15 protein-coding genes and 1 pseudogene are annotated in these 17,954 nt (G+C 55.9%); 4 read left to right on the top strand and 12 right to left on the bottom strand.

Going from position 1 to position 17,954, the window contains the following annotated elements:
* Positions 1 to 16: 16 nt before the first annotated feature.
* Positions 17 to 955 carry a malate dehydrogenase gene (gene mdh / locus ACVV26_RS02365; protein ID WP_474799793.1) on the bottom strand — a complete coding sequence of 313 codons (939 nt, stop codon included), beginning with the start codon at positions 953 to 955 and terminating at the stop codon, positions 17 to 19.
* Positions 956 to 1,377: 422 nt separating this feature from the next.
* Between mdh and argR the strand changes: the two genes are divergently transcribed.
* The 3 genes from argR to yhcN (ACVV26_RS02350) all read left to right on the top strand — a co-directional run bounded on the left by argR (position 1,378) and on the right by yhcN (ACVV26_RS02350) (position 2,834).
* Positions 1,378 to 1,848 (top strand): transcriptional regulator ArgR, encoded by a 471-nt coding sequence (argR, locus tag ACVV26_RS02360; RefSeq protein WP_312984006.1) that lies wholly within the window; start codon positions 1,378 to 1,380, stop codon positions 1,846 to 1,848.
* Positions 1,849 to 2,207: 359 nt separating this feature from the next.
* Positions 2,208 to 2,471 (top strand): peroxide/acid stress response protein YhcN, encoded by a 264-nt coding sequence (gene yhcN / locus ACVV26_RS02355; protein WP_474799792.1) that lies wholly within the window; start codon positions 2,208 to 2,210, stop codon positions 2,469 to 2,471.
* A 96-nt stretch (positions 2,472 to 2,567) separates the two neighbouring features.
* Complete coding sequence (gene yhcN, locus ACVV26_RS02350; protein WP_474799791.1) at positions 2,568 to 2,834, top strand: peroxide/acid stress response protein YhcN; 267 nt, start codon at positions 2,568 to 2,570, stop codon at positions 2,832 to 2,834.
* Positions 2,835 to 2,889: 55 nt separating this feature from the next.
* Here yhcN (ACVV26_RS02350) and ACVV26_RS02345 read toward each other — a convergent pair whose 3' ends face one another.
* The 5 genes from ACVV26_RS02345 to aaeX all read right to left on the bottom strand — a co-directional run bounded on the left by ACVV26_RS02345 (position 2,890) and on the right by aaeX (position 7,868).
* Positions 2,890 to 3,168: a barstar family protein gene (locus ACVV26_RS02345; RefSeq protein ID WP_312984014.1), complete on the bottom strand. Its 279-nt coding sequence runs from the start codon at positions 3,166 to 3,168 to the stop codon at positions 2,890 to 2,892.
* A gap of 29 nt (positions 3,169 to 3,197) precedes the next feature.
* On the bottom strand, positions 3,198 to 4,652 hold the full coding sequence (locus tag ACVV26_RS02340; protein WP_474799790.1) for an NAD-dependent succinate-semialdehyde dehydrogenase: 1,455 nt from the start codon (positions 4,650 to 4,652) through the stop codon (positions 3,198 to 3,200).
* 100 nt (positions 4,653 to 4,752) lie between these two features.
* On the bottom strand, positions 4,753 to 6,720 hold the full coding sequence (gene aaeB, locus ACVV26_RS02335; RefSeq protein ID WP_474799789.1) for a p-hydroxybenzoic acid efflux pump subunit AaeB: 1,968 nt from the start codon (positions 6,718 to 6,720) through the stop codon (positions 4,753 to 4,755).
* 4 nt (positions 6,721 to 6,724) lie between these two features.
* Positions 6,725 to 7,657: a p-hydroxybenzoic acid efflux pump subunit AaeA gene (aaeA, locus tag ACVV26_RS02330; RefSeq protein WP_474799788.1), complete on the bottom strand. Its 933-nt coding sequence runs from the start codon at positions 7,655 to 7,657 to the stop codon at positions 6,725 to 6,727.
* A gap of 7 nt (positions 7,658 to 7,664) precedes the next feature.
* Positions 7,665 to 7,868 (bottom strand): p-hydroxybenzoic acid efflux pump operon protein AaeX, encoded by a 204-nt coding sequence (aaeX, locus tag ACVV26_RS02325; RefSeq protein WP_002437480.1) that lies wholly within the window; start codon positions 7,866 to 7,868, stop codon positions 7,665 to 7,667.
* Positions 7,869 to 8,039: 171 nt separating this feature from the next.
* Between aaeX and aaeR the strand changes: the two genes are divergently transcribed.
* Positions 8,040 to 8,972: an HTH-type transcriptional activator AaeR gene (aaeR, locus tag ACVV26_RS02320; RefSeq protein WP_474799786.1), complete on the top strand. Its 933-nt coding sequence runs from the start codon at positions 8,040 to 8,042 to the stop codon at positions 8,970 to 8,972.
* Between the two features lie 38 nt (positions 8,973 to 9,010).
* Here aaeR and tldD read toward each other — a convergent pair whose 3' ends face one another.
* From tldD to mreC, 6 genes and pseudogenes are all read right to left on the bottom strand, one after another.
* The gene (gene tldD, locus ACVV26_RS02315) at positions 9,011 to 10,456 is read right to left on the bottom strand and encodes a metalloprotease TldD (protein WP_312984024.1); all 1,446 of its coding nucleotides are present in this window, start codon (positions 10,454 to 10,456) and stop codon (positions 9,011 to 9,013) included.
* A gap of 65 nt (positions 10,457 to 10,521) precedes the next feature.
* Positions 10,522 to 14,307: an AsmA2 domain-containing protein YhdP gene (gene yhdP, locus ACVV26_RS02310; protein WP_474799785.1), complete on the bottom strand. Its 3,786-nt coding sequence runs from the start codon at positions 14,305 to 14,307 to the stop codon at positions 10,522 to 10,524.
* A gap of 51 nt (positions 14,308 to 14,358) precedes the next feature.
* Positions 14,359 to 15,828 (bottom strand): ribonuclease G, encoded by a 1,470-nt coding sequence (gene rng / locus ACVV26_RS02305; RefSeq protein ID WP_161659228.1) that lies wholly within the window; start codon positions 15,826 to 15,828, stop codon positions 14,359 to 14,361.
* Positions 15,818 to 16,412 (bottom strand): annotated as a pseudogene (locus ACVV26_RS02300) (Maf family protein). The gene rng and the pseudogene ACVV26_RS02300 overlap by 11 nt, the downstream one beginning before the upstream one ends.
* A gap of 8 nt (positions 16,413 to 16,420) precedes the next feature.
* Positions 16,421 to 16,909, bottom strand: a complete 489-nt coding sequence (gene mreD, locus ACVV26_RS02295; RefSeq protein WP_125292988.1) for a rod shape-determining protein MreD — start codon at positions 16,907 to 16,909, stop codon at positions 16,421 to 16,423.
* Positions 16,909 to 17,913 (bottom strand): rod shape-determining protein MreC, encoded by a 1,005-nt coding sequence (gene mreC, locus ACVV26_RS02290; RefSeq protein WP_125292987.1) that lies wholly within the window; start codon positions 17,911 to 17,913, stop codon positions 16,909 to 16,911. The genes mreD and mreC overlap by 1 nt, the downstream gene beginning before the upstream one ends.
* Positions 17,914 to 17,954 lie beyond the last annotated feature (41 nt).

Raw genomic sequence — 17,954 nt, 5'->3', positions numbered from 1 at the left:
TCAGAATCCACGACGATTATTTGTTAACGAACTCTTCGCCCAGGGTGATGTCTTTTTTCAGGGTATCCAGCATGCCTTCCAGCGCCTGCTGTTCAAACGCGCTCAGGGTGCCGATACTTTGACGCTCTTCAATACCGTTTTTACCCAGCAGCAGCGGCTGAGAGAAGAAACGCGCGTGTTCGCCGTCGCCTTCTACATAGGCACACTCAACCACGCCTTTTTCGCCCTGCATTGCGCGAACCAGAGACAGACCGAAACGCGCCGCCGCCTGGCCCATCGACAGGGTTGCCGATCCGCCACCCGCTTTGGCTTCTACCACTTCGGTGCCCGCGTTCTGAATACGTTTGGTCAGGTCAGCCACTTCCTGCTCGGAGAAGCTCACGCCTGGGATCTGGGACAGCAGCGGCAGAATGGTCACGCCAGAGTGGCCGCCGATCACCGGGACTTCAACCTCGGTCGGCTGTTTGCCTTTCAGTTCCGCTACAAAGGTGTTGGAGCGGATGATATCCAGCGTAGTCACGCCGAACAGTTTGTTCTTATCGTAAACACCGGCTTTTTTCAGCACTTCCGCTGCGATAGCAACAGTGGTGTTTACCGGGTTGGTGATGATGCCGATGCACGCTTTCGGGCAAGTGGTGGCAATCTGCTGCACCAGGTTTTTAACGATGCCCGCGTTGACGTTAAACAGGTCAGAGCGATCCATACCCGGTTTACGCGCCACGCCTGCGGAAATCAGCACCACGTCTGCGCCTTCCAGCGCCGGAGTCGCGTCTTCGCCGGAGAAGCCTTTGATCTTCACCGCGGTAGGGATATGGCTTAAATCAACCGCGACGCCGGGGGTAACCGGTGCGATGTCGTAGAGGGAGAGTTCTGAACCTGAAGGCAGTTGGGTCTTGAGTAGAAGGGCAAGCGCCTGGCCAATACCACCGGCCGCGCCGAGGACTGCAACTTTCATCCTAAACTCCTTATTATGATTTGCAATTAAAGTGCCGTTACTCCTTTGGTGGCGACCATGATTATCCAGGGCGGAAGTCATTACAATCTTTTCACCTTCAGATTGAGAAGTCATACCGGCTCTTTATGGCACAGACCTCACGCACATCAGGAAAATAGCCGGATCGCTACCGAAGCAACATATCAACAGGCGGTTACATTACACCCTCTTCATTCATCAAAACAACATCATTTTTATAACAATTGATTTACTTAATGGCTTATTTTCGAGTCGTGACGCAGGCATGTTCTCCAATAACAAAATTTGATAAAATCCGCCGCTTTCATAACATTATTTCAGCCACATTTTCGGCCTGGGATTTGCATAAAAATTCAGATAAATGCATAATAATGTTGTTTCTTTGGCCAGATTGTAGGTGACTTATGCGCGGCTCGGCAAAACAAGAAGAATTAGTCAAAGCTTTCAAAGCGTTATTAAAGGAAGAGAAATTCAGTTCTCAGGGAGAGATTGTCCAGGCGTTGCAGGACGAAGGTTACGAAAACATTAACCAGTCCAAAGTCTCTCGCATGCTGACCAAATTCGGTGCGGTGCGTACACGCAACGCCAAAATGGAGATGGTCTACTGCCTGCCAGCGGAACTGGGCGTACCAACCACGTCCAGCCCACTCAAAAATCTGGTGCTGGATATTGATTACAACAATGCGGTGGTGGTGATCCATACCAGCCCGGGTGCGGCGCAGCTGATTGCGCGTCTGCTCGACTCGTTGGGTAAAGCAGAAGGTATTCTGGGCACTATCGCCGGGGATGACACTATCTTTACTACCCCCGCGAGAGATTTTTCGGTTAAAGAACTCTACGAAGCCATTCTGGTACTGTTCGAACAAGAACTGTAAGCCTTCTCTTCTACCGCCGCGCCCGCGGCGGTTATTATTAAATACCCCCTTTAATTTCCTCTCCAGCCGTTACGTCTGCGCGCTCAACGTTACATAGTCATTACATCTTTTCTAAAAAGCACAAATCATCAAATTTACCTATTTTCATGAATTTATTAGCATTATTTTTTATAAACGCACTAAACGTTAATTTTTTATAACGACAGGGAATAAAAAATCCGTTTCTGGAAACAAAGTTTCATTGTAAATAATTAGCGTGGTATTAATTTTCAACGTTATTAGTGTATACTTGATTTTGTGATGAGGGTCACGAAATGAGACCCCAAAGATAAAGATAAAAATACGACGAGGTAACGATCATGAAAATCAAATCAACCGTAGCCACCTTAAGCCTACTTTCAATGCTCTCCTTTGGCGCTTTTGCCGCAACGTCTATCGACGCGCAACAAGCCCAGGGTCGTCAGTCACTCGGCACCGTTACTGTCTCTTCCGTGACCAGCTCACCGATGGACATGAACGAAATGCTCGATCAGAAAGCGCAGGAAAAAGGCGCATCCGCCTACCGCATTATCGAAGCGCATTCTGGCGACGAATGGCACGCCACTGCTGAGCTGTACAAATAAGCATTAACCCTGTTTCACCTGCATACATACATTCATTCTGTGGTCCGTACAGTGACTTCGCCTGCCGACCACAGAAACTCAAACGAGGAAATGACGATGAAAACCAAATTTACCCTTGCTGCAGTGACTCTGGCTTCCCTGATGGCTTTTGGCGCAAACGCCGCCGTACAGCAAGTTAGCGCACAGGATGCCCAAAACATGCAATCTATGGGCACCATCTCTGTTGCCCAGCACGGCAGCTCGCCGATGGATATGCGCGAAGCGCTGGCTGAAAAAGCCGATCAGAAAGGCGCGACCGCTTACCGCGTTATTGAAGCGCGTACCGGTGATACTTGGCACGCCACTGCAGAACTGTATAAATAAGAACCTCGTCGTCGTGTCCGACGACTTGCCCCAGTTCGCCTGGGGCTTTTTTCGGTCACGTGGAATGACGAATATTGAAGCGGAGTTGGCCTTCCAACTCCTCTTCTGCTTCATCAAACAGCAAAATCAGCGCGCCAAACCGCCGACGGTTCTCTTCCGATAAGTGAACAAATTCAATCTCCAGCGGCAACGGCAAATACCCTTCCGTCACCACCTCCCACAAGCTATCCAGATTATTCACCTGCTGCTTCGTTAACCCAAACGACCGGGTAAAGTCGCGATAAAAATCGGCCTGATCGGTGATTTCATCAAAGTCAAAAGTGTAGATTTGCATTGTTTGTCACCCATCGGTGTGGTCACAGGTTAGAGCCCGCCGATATGCAGGGTTTTCACTTCCAGATATTCGTCCAGCCCCAGTACCGATCCTTCGCGCCCCAGCCCGGATTCTTTCACGCCGCCGAACGGCCCCAGCTCGGTAGATACCGCGCAGTCGTTCACGCCGATCATTCCACTTTCAAGCTGCGAAGAGACGCGGAATACCCGCTGTAGATTCTGGGTGTAAAAATAGGCGGCCAGGCCATACGGCGTATTGTTGGCGCGTTCAATCACCTCTTCTTCGCTGCTAAATCGGAAGCAGGCAGCCAGGGGACCAAAGGTCTCTTCCTGGGCAAGTTTCATGTCATCGGTGGCATCAATCAGCACCGTCGGCTGCCAGAAGTTGCCGCCAAGATCGTGCGCTTTCCCGCCTGCCAGCGCTTTCGCGCCTTTCGCAAGCGCATCTTCCACATGCTCGCGGACTTTATCCACGCCGGCTTTCTCAATCAGCGGCCCGACAATCACGCCCTCTTCCAGACCATTGCCCACTTTCAACTGCTTCACCGCCTCGGCCAGTTGGTTCACGAAGCGGTCATAGACGCCATCCTGAATAAAGAAGCGGTTAACGCTGACGCACACCTGCCCGGCGTTACGGAATTTATTGGCGATCGCGCCTTTCACCGCCGCATCAATATCCGCGTCGTCAAACACGATATACGGCGCATTGCCTCCCAGCTCCATGGAGACTTTTTTCATGGTTTCCGCCGCGTTGCGCACCAGGGTTTTACCCACTGCCGTCGACCCGGTGAAAGAGATTTTGCGCACCTCATGGCTTTCCATAATGGCGTCGCTGATTTCTGATGTTTTCCCGGCTACCGCATTCAACACGCCATCCGGAATGCCCGCTTTTTTCGCCAGCGCCAGCAGCGCAAACGCGCACAGCGGGGTGTTATTGGCGGGTTTAATCACGCCGGTACAGCCTGCCGCCAGCGCCGGACCGAGTTTGCGGGTCAGCATCGCCATCGGGAAGTTCCACGGGGTGATCGCCGCGACCACGCCAACCGGTTCACGGGTCGCCAGGATGCGTGAACCCGGTTTAGCCGGCGGGATAATCTCGCCGTTGGCGCGTTTCGCCTGCTCGGCAAACCACTGGATAAAACTGGCGGCATAGTCCACTTCGCCTTCCGCTTCTTTCAGCGGCTTGCCCTGTTCGAGGGTCATTAAGCGCGCCAGCCAGCTTTTATTTTCGTTAATCAGCTCAAACCAGCGGTACAGTAACGTGGAACGCTCTTTCGCCGTCTTTTTCCGCCAGGCCGGGAACGCCTTACTGGCCGCAGCGATAGCTGCCTGTGTCTCTTTCTTACCCGCTTTCGCGACTTTCGCAATCACTTCACCCGTCGCCGGATTCACGACGTCAAAAGTCTCGTCGGCCTGATGCCATTCGCCATTAACCAGATAGCCTGTTTTAAAGAGTTCACTGTCCTGGAGTGCTTGTGTCGTCATCGTTTCCTCCTGATGGATGGTGCTTTTTTGCACCCTCGGCTAAGTATAGCCACAAAAAAACCGACGCCCGGGCGTCGGTTTTTACGCTGTGCGGCAGCCGTCAATTATCGGTCAGGGCATGTTGATATTTTCGCAGCATCGAGGTCAACCGCTTCACCGACTCGGTGACCGACAGCGGCGCTTCCCAGACCTGCAATTTTTGCTGATAGATATCAAGCTCGTCGAGCAGTTGCAGGAAGGTCTGGTGGCGCTTATCGTCGCTGGAGGCAGAAACCACCCGGTCGGCGGTGCGGCGCAACTGGCGGTGAAACGCCGACAGATCGTCGTTTACCGGAATTGGCGCATCGCGCAGCCGCTGGTGAGCAATGATTAAATTCAGCGCCAGGCGAAACTTGGCGATATCGCCGGGGAATTTGCTCAGCAACAAAAACAGTTGCTGATACAGCGCCGGAAGATGGTTCTCCTTGCGCCGCGCTTTGTTGGTGGTCATGGATGATACCGCCGCCAGCATAAACCGGTTAAGCAAGGCCCGCCCGGTTTGCGCCTGGGAATTATCGCGGATCAGCAGGATCACCATCATCGCCAGGAAGCAGCCCATAATCTGGCCGAGGGCGCTGTCCAGAAAGCGGCTGAACTCAAAGGTCATTGGGTTATCCAGCACGATAATATTGATGGTGCTGGCCAGCGCGCCCAGCGAACCTAAGCGCCGCTTTTGTACTTCGATGCCGATAAAGAACCCCAGCAGCGCCAGGCTGATGCACAGCAGCAACATGCTCTGCTGGGTCGCAGGCAGCACAATCAGGAAGTAAAACGCGCCGAGCGGCAGCGCCGCAAGGGTGCCCAGCAGGAAATCCAGCGACACCATCCGCGGGTTAGGCAGGCGCATCGCCAGCGCCGTCACCACGGCGATCATTACCATCGCGCCGCTGCCGGACGTCCAGCCAGTCCACAGCCAGAACAGCGTGCCGAGCATGCACGACACCGTGGTGCGCCAGAAGTTGATCATTGCGTGATGACGTTCCGCCGAAGCCGCTTTCACCACCACTTCGCCTTCGAGGATCTCTTCTTCTACGGCGCTGATGCGCGTATTGCCGTTCACGCCGCGCTTGAGCAGCAGAAAGCGCGTCGCCGCGCCGACCCAGCTATAAATTGTCACGGGCGTGTCGCTCTCACCGGTCCAGACCATTGCGCGACGGATAAATTTCAGGCGCTTATGGACATCCGCCACCGTTTCGACCGGCTCGCTGAAAAACTCGTGGTATTCCGGCGGCACCGCTTCCGGACGGGTATTCTGGATCAGATAAGTTTCGCAGGCCTGAGTGATTAAGGTCAGGGAAAGCGTATTAATGGCTTTTAAGCGTTGGTTGGCGCGCGCCCAGCGCGACGATTCCATATTCAGGTTGCTGCGCATCCCTTCCAGCGCCGTGGTGCGGCGCACCAGGTTGCCCCAGGCTTTATCCACCACCTCACTGTCGCCGTGGGCGATGCACAGCTGCATCAGGCGATAATGATCCACCAGCAGCGCATCCAGCTCGCGGTCAATTTCGTGCTTGATGGAGCGCGGGGAGAACAGCAGGTCGGCGGCGATGGCGCAGCAAATGCCAATCACGATCTCACTACAGCGCTCTACGGCAAACTGCGGCGTCAGCAGCGGCTCGGCCTGAACGGTAATAACGATAATTAACGCGGTATAGCCCGCCAGCCCCCAGGCATAGGAGTTCTCGACTTTAACCAGCGAGGAGATCCAGGTGCAAAAACCGGCCCAGATACAGCACACCATCAGCATCACGACCGGCGCGCGGATCATCGCAATAATGATAATCAGCGCGGCGATACTGCCAATAAAGGTCCCGACGATACGCAGCATCCCGCGATAGCGGATCGCCCCTGACCACGGCTCGCCGCCTGCGGCAAATGCCGGGCCTGCCGCCACAATCGCGGCGGTTAACACTGCCCAGCGCGGGGTTTCCAGCTGAAAATGGAAGCCAATAAACAGCGCCAACACGATGGCCGTGGCCAGTTTCAGCGCAAAACGAACGTGTTGCGGTGCGATGGAAAAAATACCCATGGGATTAACCGAACTCGCGCAGGCGGTGCATCAGGCGGTTAAACGGCGACACGTTGCGGTCATCCCGATCTTTTTCGCCAGTGATCACCACGGTCGCCGTGGTGCCCGCCGGGAACAGATTACCGGTCTGCTCATCCAGACGAATGCGTACCGGCACACGCTGGGCCAGACGTACCCACTCCAGATTGGAATCGACCGATGCCATGCCTTTACCGTCGTTGCTGCTGCTGGCGTTGGTCACGCCCGCCGCCACGCTATCCACGGTGCCCCGTAGCACGCGGTTGCTGCCAAGCGGTGTAATTTCAGCCCGGAAGCCAGGGCGCACGCCTTCCAGCTTGGTTTCTTCCATATAGGCCAGCACATAGAATGAGTGCTGCTTAACCAGCGCCACGGCGGTGGAACCCCGGGTGATAAACTCCCCGGCGTACACGTTGAGGTTAGTAACCCAGCCGTCGGCAGGCGCGCGGATCACGGTGCGTTCTAAATCCAGCTTCGCCAGGTCGCGGGTTGCTTGCGCACGCGCCATTTGATGCAGCACGGTTTGCAGCACGTTGTTGGACTGTTCAATCTCTTCGCGCGACATCGCCTGGATGCCGAGTTTGTTGCGGCGTCCGGCTTCGCGGCGTTTTTCTGCGGCTAACGCCTGATAATAGGACACGTCCGCTTCGGCTTCTTCCAGCGCCTTCTGGTAGCGCGGCTGGTCAATCGTGAACAGCACCTGATCTTTTTTGACCAGTTGGTTATCGTGAACCATTACCTGGGTGATCAACCCGGCGACGTCGGGGGCAATGGCCACCACATCGGCGCTGAAACGCGCATCGCGCGTCCAGGGCGATTCGGTGTAGTAAACCCAGGCACGGAAAATGGCGACGAAGGCCAGTGCTACCAGCACCAGGGTGATCGCCGTTCGGGATATTTTTCTTGTAAGTGCTTTCACATCAACCTCAGACAAATAAGCGCGATATCAAATAAAACAGGCAGCAATACAGCGCGGTATTAAACAATGCCGGATGCCAGACAAAATCATAGATCCCTGTCGGGGTCAGCAAACGGCGCACCAGCCAGAAAATCGCCAGTGACAAAAGCAGCTCGAAGAATATCGGCGGAAAAGAGAGACCGAAAACCACGATAACCGGAAATAAACTCATACGAACCTTGATTAGCGTGCAGGCGAATTAGTGATGGATAACCGGGTGCACAAAGTCAGGAAGGACTGTGGACGCGTGCGGGTTAGTTACCTCGTTAATAATATATTAACGTAATTTATAATAAGTCATCTATCATATGTGATCTAAATCACTTTTCACTCAGAGTGAACAATGGAACGCCTGAAACGTATGTCGATTTTCGCGCGGGTTGTTGAGCAAGGCTCTTTTACCCGCGCCGCTAAACAGTTGGACATGAGCGTCTCGTCCATCAGCCAGACCGTGTCGAAGCTGGAGGACGAATTGCAGGTCAAACTGTTAAACCGCAGTACGCGCAGCATCGGGCTGACCGAGGCGGGAAAAATCTATTACCAGGGCTGCCGAAAAATGCTCCATGAAGTGCAATCGGTGCATGAGCAGCTCTACGCCTTTAACAACACGCCAATTGGCACCCTGCGTATTGGGTGTTCTTCAACTATGGCACAAAATGTCCTGGCGGGAATGACAGCGCAAATGTTACGCGAATATCCGGGTTTGACCGTCAATCTGGTGACCGGTATCCCCGCCCCGGATCTGATCGCCGACGGGCTGGATGTGGTGATCCGCGTCGGCGCGCTTCAGGATTCGAGCCTGTTTTCCAAACGGCTTGGCGCAATGCCGATGGTGGTCTGCGCGGCTAAATCCTATCTCGCCCGCTACGGCACGCCGGAAAAGCCCTCGGATCTTAGCAATCATTCATGGCTTGAATATAGTGTGCGCCCCGACAATGAGTTTGAGCTGATCGCACCGGAGGGGATCTCCACACGCCTGATTCCGCAGGGGCGTTTTGTCACCAACGATCCGATGACGCTGTCGCGCTGGTTGATTGAAGGGGCCGGGATCGCGTATGTACCGCTGATGTGGGTGATCGACGAGATCAACCGGGGCGAACTGGAGATCCTGTTCCCGCGCTACCAGTCCGATCCGCGCCCGGTTTACGCGCTGTACACCGAACGGGATAAACTGCCGCTGAAGGTGCAGGTGTGCATTAATTATCTGACGGAATATTTTGCCGGGGTGGCGACGCTGTATCAGGAGAGGCGTTTCGGAAGTAAAGAGACGCGATAATCAAACCCTCTCTATTAAGAGAGGGTTTGCAGGAGAGATTACGCGGTACCGCCCACGGTCAGGCTGTCGAGTTTCAGGGTCGGCTGGCCGACGCCGACCGGCAGGCTCTGGCCCTCTTTACCGCACACACCAACGCCGTTATCCAACTTCAGATCGTTACCGACCATCGAAATTTGCTGCATGGCTTCGATACCGGAGCCGATCAGGGTCGCGCCTTTCACTGGCGTGGTCACTTTACCTTTTTCGATCAGGTACGCTTCAGAAGTGGAGAACACAAACTTGCCGGAGGTGATATCGACTTGGCCGCCGCCAAAGTTCGGCGCATAAATTCCGTACTCCACCGATTCGATGATTTCCTGCGGCGTGGATTTCCCCGCCAGCATATAGGTGTTGGTCATGCGCGGCATTGGCAGATGGGCATAGGATTCACGGCGACCGTTGCCCGTCGGCGCAACGCCCATCAGGCGCGCATTGAGTTTATCCTGCATGTAGCCTTTGAGAACGCCGTTTTCGATCAGCACGTTGTACTGGCCCGGAACGCCTTCGTCGTCAATGGCCACCGAACCACGGCGCGAGGCCATGGTGCCGTCATCCACCACGGTGCAAAGTTCCGACGCCACCCGTTGGCCCATCTGGCCGCTGAAGACGGAGGTGCCGCGACGGTTAAAGTCGCCTTCCAGACCGTGACCGACCGCTTCGTGCAGCAGCACGCCCGGCCAGCCCGCGCCCAATACCACCGGCAGCGTGCCCGCTGGCGCGGCAACGGCGGAAAGATTCACCAGCGCCATCCGCACCGCTTCTTTGGCCCAGGCATCAGCGCGTACTTCGCCATCTGATGCTTCCAGGAACCACTCATAACCAAAACGACCACCGCCGCCAGCGGAACCGCGCTCGCGCTTGCCGTCCTGCTCAACCTGCACGCTGACCGATAAACGCACCAGCGGACGCACGTCCGCCGCCAGGGTGCCATCGGTGGCTGCCACTAAAATCAATTCATACACGCCGGTCAGGCTGGCGTTCACTTCCTGCACCCGGGCATCTGCCGCACGGGCCACGCCGTCGACGCGCTTGAGGATGTCGAGTTTCTCTTCGCGGGTCAGGCTTTGCAGCGGGTCCAGCGAGGTGTACAGCGCTTTATGCTCTACAGCCCCCAGGGTTTGCACGCGTCCATCGCCCTGCTCGCGCACAATGCTGCGCGCCGCATGGGCACTCTGTTCCAGCGCCAGCAGGCTGACCTGGTCGGCATAGGCAAAACCGGTTTTCTCGCCGCTCACGGCGCGTACGCCCACGCCCTGGTCAATATTGTAAGAGCCATCTTTGATGATGCGGTCTTCCAGTACCCAGGATTCGTGATAGCTCGACTGAAAATACAGATCCCCGTAATCCACACGGCGCTCGGTCAGTTGACCGAGGATGGAAAACAGATCGTGATGGTTCAAGCCATTCGCAGACAACAACTGCTCAGTTACCAGGTTCAGACTCATCGTTAGGCTACTCTATAGGGTGATTCATAATAGGGAGCTTGCGGCAATTCATTGATGCCGTCAAATCATTGCGCCTTCCCGGCGCGCGGTTCGCGCAACACTTCGTTAATCTGCGGTTTATCAAGCGGACCGGAAATATGGTAACGCAGCACGGAGATTTTGCTCCACAGCGGGCCAAGCACCTTACTGGCGGCAAACACCGCCGCGCCGACAATCGGGTTGACCACGAAGGCCGTAGCCACGCCCACGGTGGCGGAAATTTCCGGCGCGACGATCGCTTCCATATCCAGCCGGCGGCGCGCCAGGTCAACCGAGCCTTTCATGGCGATGTCCGCTTCCAGGCCGTCTACCAGCGTATCGTCGGTATGTAATACGCCATCTTTAATCCATGCGGTGCTGCGAATGGAATCAAAATAGAACCCATCGCCAAACGTATCGCTAAAGTCGAAGCGCAGTTTACGCAGCAGGGCATCGAAGCTCATCAGGCGCAGTAGCTGCCCGGCGTGTCCAGTGCCCAAATCCTCGATTTGCCCTTTGCCGAGACGGGTGTGCAGGATGCCGTTAAGCGACGCTTCATCCGGTTTCCAGGGCATATCCCGCCAGTGCAGATCGTAATCCAGATCGAACGAAGACCCCTGGATTGGCGTAGAGACGCCAAAGAAATTGGTCGCGGCATCGATCTTCTTGCCTTTCAGCGTCCCTTTTATTGACGTACGAGGCTCGCGGGCGCGGTTAACCCATTCGCCTTGCGCGGTAAGCTTCGCAAAGCCGGTATCGACAATACCGTTGGATAAGGTCAGCGTGTCGCCCGATATCGCAACATCGCCATTGATGCGGCCATATTTCTGGCCCCACAGCCAGCATTCGGCACAGCGCAGTTGCACGTCAGGCCAGTCGCTGAAATTAATACGTTGGTCTGGAAGTGGGCTGGCAGGCGCTTTGGCGTCCGTCACCGCGCTCCATACCGGGTTGAAGTAAAGGTATTTAATCTCGGCCAGCCACGGACCGGTTTTGTTCATCGCCAGCGAACCGTTGATTTCACGTCCCTGCACGGAGACATCATTACCCAGGGAAATGATACTGACGTTATTCCATTGCTGCCCACCCAGCGTCAGCGCCGGAGTGCGTAAGGTGACATGCTCCGGGAACTGCGTGGCGTTGCTGACGTCATCTGCCGCGCCTTTCTGGAACAGGGCCAGCCACTCGGCACCGTCCAGCGCCGGGAGGTTGAGTTCAACCCCCGCCTGCTCCGGCAACGGCGGCAGGGTTTTACTGTCAGACACCCAGATGCCGCGATCGAGAGTGAGCTTATTGCCCAACAGCCAGCGGCTGTTAAAGCGATGCCCGTCACTCGCATTGCCCGTAAGCGTAAATCCGCGCAGATCGCCTTTAACGTTGACCGTCAGCGGTAGAGGCTCTCCGGCGTCTTTACTGGCGGGAGAAGGTAAGCGACTGCTCACTTCTTTTAAATCGCTTTTCACCGCCACGTCATACTGCGCGCTGCCTTTATACGGCAGGGTAATCCCCACTTTGCCCTGCCAGGGCATCAGGCCCGCCAGCGCGTCATTAATCGGTTTCGGCAACAGCCCGGTGCGCGTTGGCTGCCAGTTGGCGTCCAGATTAATCCCCACCTGGTAGGCTTTATCGCCCTGTTTGGTGTTGAAATCCAGATTCATCGGCTGATTAAACCAGGTGGCGCGCATCGGCTCGCTTTGCAGATCGCCGTTGACGAAACTGAATTTTCCGCTCAGGTTATGCACGGTGCTGTCGAGGGGTTTAATAAACAGCGTGTTGTCGTTCAGCAGCACATCGCCCTTCGCCGTCACCCGCTCGCCGGTAAACGGGATATCGAGATGTAAGCGAGCATTCACATCGCCATCAAGCTGGAGTTCATCCAGCGCGGCTCCCAGTGAATCCTCCAGCGGTGTCTCTTTAAAATACGGCCCAACCGCTTTGCCGGGCCCGGAAATATCCGCGTCAATCAGCAGCTTTTCTTTGGCGTAATCCGGGATATTGGCGGTGATGTTGCGCCCTTTCACGCCGCCCAACATGGCTTCCGGCGATTTCATCCACAGGCCGTCATTAATAAAGTCGAGTTCGACCTCAATGCCTTTCAGCGCAGGCCAGTCAGGCTGGAACGCATAGGTCGCGTTACGCACCGGCACCAGCACTTCGAATTGCCCTTCGTTTTTATAATAGGGGAACAGCTTCGGGTTGCCGCCGTAGACCAGCGTGGCGTTGTCGGCCTGGCCGCCCTGGATCGCGCCGCTCAGGTAATCCACCAGATGTTTGCCCATCAGGTTTTCCGGGAAATAGCGCCACGCCTGGGAAGCATCATCCGTGCTAATGCCCGCCAGGATCGCCAGCCACGGCTCGTCGCCGACCGGCTGCTGGTAGCGGAAGTCGCCCCGCGCATGGACTGCGGTGGCTTTAACATCGATATCTTTGCCGTCCAGCGTCAGGCCCTGCGCGTCTTTGCGCCACTCCAGCGTCGCCTTGCCGTCAGCAATTTCCAGCGGCGCGCGGAACACACCTTCGTACGGCATCTTGGCCTGTTTCATATTGGCGGTGACGCGACCATTCTCCACGCTGCCGGATAGGGTGCCGGAGAAATGTTCAGCGCCAGGCAGTAACTTCCACTGGTTCCAGGAGAGATCGCGCCATTCACCCTGGAAGCGCGTTTTCTCCGTCGCCGCCAGAGGGATGTCCAGCGCCAGGGTATCGAGGTGGCCTTTTGGCCGCAGGGTATTCCACACGTCGCCAAAAGCGGGCGAAAGCTTATTAGTAATCGGAATCAGGCCGTTCAGCCCCTGAAGCTTAAGATTGTTGGCGCGAATACGCAGCTCATCGCTGGTTTTACGATCGGCCCCGCCAACCTCCTGGGCAGGCAGCCATGCCAGCGTTAACGCGCCCGCAGGCCAGGGGATGTCGTCCATAGTGATATTGGTGCGCGGAATATCCAGTTGCCAGCCCGCGCCCTCTTTGCGCAAATGGGCGGTCAGGTTATCGACCTGAAGATGATGCGGCTGGCTGTCGCCCTGCCAGGACGCCCCGCCGCGCTTCAGCCAGACGTCCCCGTCGGCAATATCCCCTTTGCGGATATTCATCCAGGCGGCAAGGCTGAACTGCGCCGTAGAGAGCGAGACGTTCTCGGTCATCCATCTGCCCAGCCAGGGTTTAACGTCGACATCATCCGCTTGTAGCCAGATGGTGCCGTTGCTCAACAGGCCGTCATCATCGCGCAAATCCATACGCAACTGCATGCTCCCGTGCTGGCCGGTCAGGCTGGAAAGGCTAATTAACCCTTCCGCGCGGTGACGATCGCGGCCATTAAGCCAGGTCAGCCTGGGGATCGCCAGTTCTGCGCGCTGGCCGGAAAGGGTGATAAAGCTAATATTGCTGTCGCGCAGATCAAACTGATCGAACTGGCGCAGAAACAGATCGCTGATTTTGTTGGCCGGGATAGGCTCCCCGCTTTCACTCTGGGTAAAAGGGGTATTGGTGCGGATATTGAGTTGATAAAACGTGAGATCGCGGAACTGCCAGCGCGCGTGAAGCAGGCTCTGCCACACGTCCAGTGCCAGGGTGACACGCTTAACCGTGAGTTCGCCGCCCTCTTTCAGGCCCGCTTTGATATCGCGCACCTCCAGCGTCGGGCCGAAATTTTGCCAGGAAGCCTGAAGGTAGCTGGCATCGACCGGCGCGCCGGTGGCGGCGCTGATTTTCTCAAGCAGCGCGGGACGCCAGGTGTTGAGATGCGGCAACGCCAGACGCAGCCCGCTCACCAACAGGGCGACAATCACGACCAGCGTTGCGCCTGTGATTAACAGTATGCCCGGCAGTCGCCTCACATTCCTCTCCTTGTCATCCGCCACCGCGGAGCGTAGGTTACCTGCACCGGGTTACATCATAACGACGTCAAACTGCTCTTGATTATAGAGCGGCTCAATTTGCACTTTGACCTGCTTACCAACGAAAATCTCCACCTCTGCCAGCGCATGCGACTCTTCGCTTTTTAACGCTTCTGCCACCGCTGGCGCGGCGTAAACCAGGAAGCGATCGGACTCGTAAGCATGATGCACGCGCACGATTTCACGCATGATTTCGTAGCAAACGGTTTCCACGGTTTTCACCGTGCCGCGACCGTGGCAGGTCGGGCATTCGTTGCATAATACGTGCTCAACGCTTTCACGGGTACGCTTGCGGGTCATCTCCACCAGCCCCAGTTGGGAGAATCCGTTGATGCTGGTTTTCACCCGGTCTTTGCTCAGCGCCTGCTCCAGCGAGTGCAGCACCCGGCGGCGGTGGTCTTCGTTATTCATATCGATGAAATCAATAATGATAATGCCGCCCAGATTACGCAACCGCAGCTGGCGGGCAATCGCCTGCGTCGCTTCGATGTTGGTATTAAAGATAGTATCGTCGAGATTGCGGTGGCCGACAAAAGCGCCGGTATTGATATCCACGGTGGTCATGGCTTCGGTCTGATCGATGATCAGATAGCCGCCGGATTTCAGTTCAACCTTGCGCTCCAGCGCACGCTGGATTTCATTCTCTACGTCGTAGAGATCGAAAATCGGTTGGCGGCCGGTGTAGTGTTCCAGCTTGCTGGTCATTTCCGGGATGTATTCCGCCGTGAATTCCAGCAGCATGTCGTAAGTGAGACGCGAGTCGACGCGGATTTTATCCAGCGAGGTGTCGGCGAAATCGCGCAGTACACGCTGGGCCAGTGCCAGTTCGCCGTACAGTTGATAGCGCGTTTGATGGCGTTTTTTACGCTCCATCACTTTGGTCCAGACGCGTTTCAGGTACGCCGCATCAGAGGCCAGATCTTCCGTACAGACGCCTTCCGCCGCGGTACGAATGATAAATCCGCCCTGCTCGTCACAATAATCCGCCACCACCTTTTTCAGGCGGTCGCGCTCGGATTCGCTTTCAATACGTTGGGAAACGCCGACGTGCGACGCGCCTGGCATAAACACCAGGTATCGGGACGGCAGGGTGATGTCGGTGGTCAGGCGCGCGCCTTTAGTGCCGAGCGGATCTTTCACCACCTGCACCATTAAATCCTGGCCCTGGCGGACCAGTTCAGAGATATCGCGAACGGTGAAGTTTTTCTGCTCTTCACCCGCCACGCATTCGGTATGCGGCATGATGTCTGAGGCATGAAGAAACGCGGCCTTTTCCAGGCCAATATCAACAAATGCCGCCTGCATTCCTGGCAGAACCCGGCTGACGCGACCTTTGTAGATATTCCCTACGATCCCGCGCCGCGCTTCACGCTCGATGTGAATTTCCTGAAGGATCCCACCATCGATATACGCTACCCGGGTTTCCGAAGGGGTTACGTTCACTAACAGTTCAGCCGTCATGTTCTCTTCTATCCTTCACGCAGCGAGTTAAAGTTACTCAGCAACTCATACGTTTCCACCAGCGGTAAGCCGACTACGGCGTGGTAGCTGCCATTAATCTTCCTGACGAAACAGCCACCCAGCCCCTGAATACCGTATGCACCTGCTTTATCCATAGGTTCACCGCTGGCGACATAACCGGCGATATCCTGTTGCGACAGTACTCTGAAGGTCACTTCCGTGACGACCAGACAATCCATGATGTGTTGACGATCGGCAATAGCCACCGCCGTCATGACTTGATGCGTTTGGCCAGAGAGGCGATGCAGCATCGCGCAGGCTTCTTCAGGGGATTGCGGTTTTTCCAGCACGTCGCCGTTGATGATCACAATCGTGTCCGCGCCCAGTACCGGCAGGTCGCGTTGCGCCTGCGCTACGCCCGCCTGCGCTTTATCGCGTGCCAGGCGCACCACGTAATGCTGCGCACTTTCCTGCGGTTGGCGGCGTTCTTCCACATTGGTGACGATGCGTTCGAAATCGATGCCCAACTGCGTTAACAGTTCCTGACGACGCGGCGAGCCGGATGCGAGATAAATCGCTGACATAATCCCTCTTATTGCACTGCAAACTGCTGGCGAATTTTACGCATCAACAGGAAAAGCCATGGCCAGAGTATGCCGTTCACTACACTACTCCAGAACACTTCCGGCTTGAAAGAGACGTTGATCACTAAAAATTCAGCCCAGAAAACAATAATATCCGAAGCCAGTGAAAGTAATACCACCACCAGAGCCTGTTGCCAGAGCGCCAGATTCCTGAAGAGCTGATATTTAAGCGCCACCAGATAGGCAATGATGCACAGCGACAGGGCGCGAACGCCCAACGTAGAGCCACTAATGAGATCCAGTATGGCACCCATCACGAAACCTGTACCGACATTTACGCGATGCGGCAACGCCAGGATCCAGTAAAGCAGGATCAATAATACCCAGTCAGGCCGGAAGGCAAGAAGGTCATCCGGCCAGGGCATTATTTGCAGTAACAAGGCGATAAGGAAAGAGAGCCAAATAACCCAACGTCCCTGACTTCGATAACTCGCCACTATTGCCCTCCCGCAGCGCCAGGCGCAGCAGGCGCGGGTTGGGTGATGCCGGTAGCTGGCGCAGGTACGGGCGCAGGCGGCCCCATCGCATCCGGCGACGGCAACACTTGCGGCATCATCTGCATCAGACGCTCATTCGCCACGCGATGCACGTCTTCCGGCGTCATCGGGTTAGCGCCGTTGCGATCGGCACCCCACAGCAACAGTAAATAACGTAAACGCTGTAACCCGGCCGTCGGACGCGCCTGAATCACGGTATACGCCCGCTGGGTATCCAGTTTCACGGAAGACACCACCGCAACCGGATAACCTTCAGGGAACCGGCCGCCCAAGCCGGAGGTCACCAGGACATCGCCGACGCGAATATCGGTATTCGCCGGGAGATGCTCAAGCTGTAAATCGTCGGTGCAACCGTTACCTGCGGCAATCACGCGGATATCGTTACGCAGGACCTGAATCGGCAGCGCATGGGTCGCATCGCAAATTAGCAGCACGCGGCTGGTGAGTTTCGCTACCGCCACCACCTGGCCAACGACGCCTTTATCGCTGATCACCGGCTGGCCTTCATACACGCCGTTCACGCTGCCTTTGTCGATAACCACCTGATCGCTGTAGGGATCGTTAACGGTGGAGATCACTTGGGTAACCATTTTCTGCTCGTCCTGACGCAGCGGTGAGCCCAACAGCTCGCGCAGACGCGCATTTTCCTGGCGGTACTGGCCCAGCAATAGAATTTCGCTGTTTTTTAACAATAACTCCTGACGTAGCGCCCGGTTTTCTAACTCAAGTTGATCGCGTGACGCCAGGGTTTGAGACACGTTGTCCAGTAATTGACGTGGACCATTTGATACAAAGTAGAAGGGACTGACGGCGGTATCCATGTACGTTCGGATCTGGCTGAACGTACCGAGGCGGCTGTCGGCGATAATGACACCAAGCGCCACCAGAACCGCCAGGATCAGGCGAAACTGTAGCGACGGGCCACGGCTAAAAATTGGCTTCATAGGCTATGCGTATTCCTCGGCTGCAAGAAAAGGGCAGACCT

Source organism: Atlantibacter sp. MEI4A-1023, assembly GCF_056155425.1.
The sequence above is the reverse complement of the archived record's forward strand: the minus strand, read 5'-3'. Positions and strand labels throughout refer to the sequence as shown.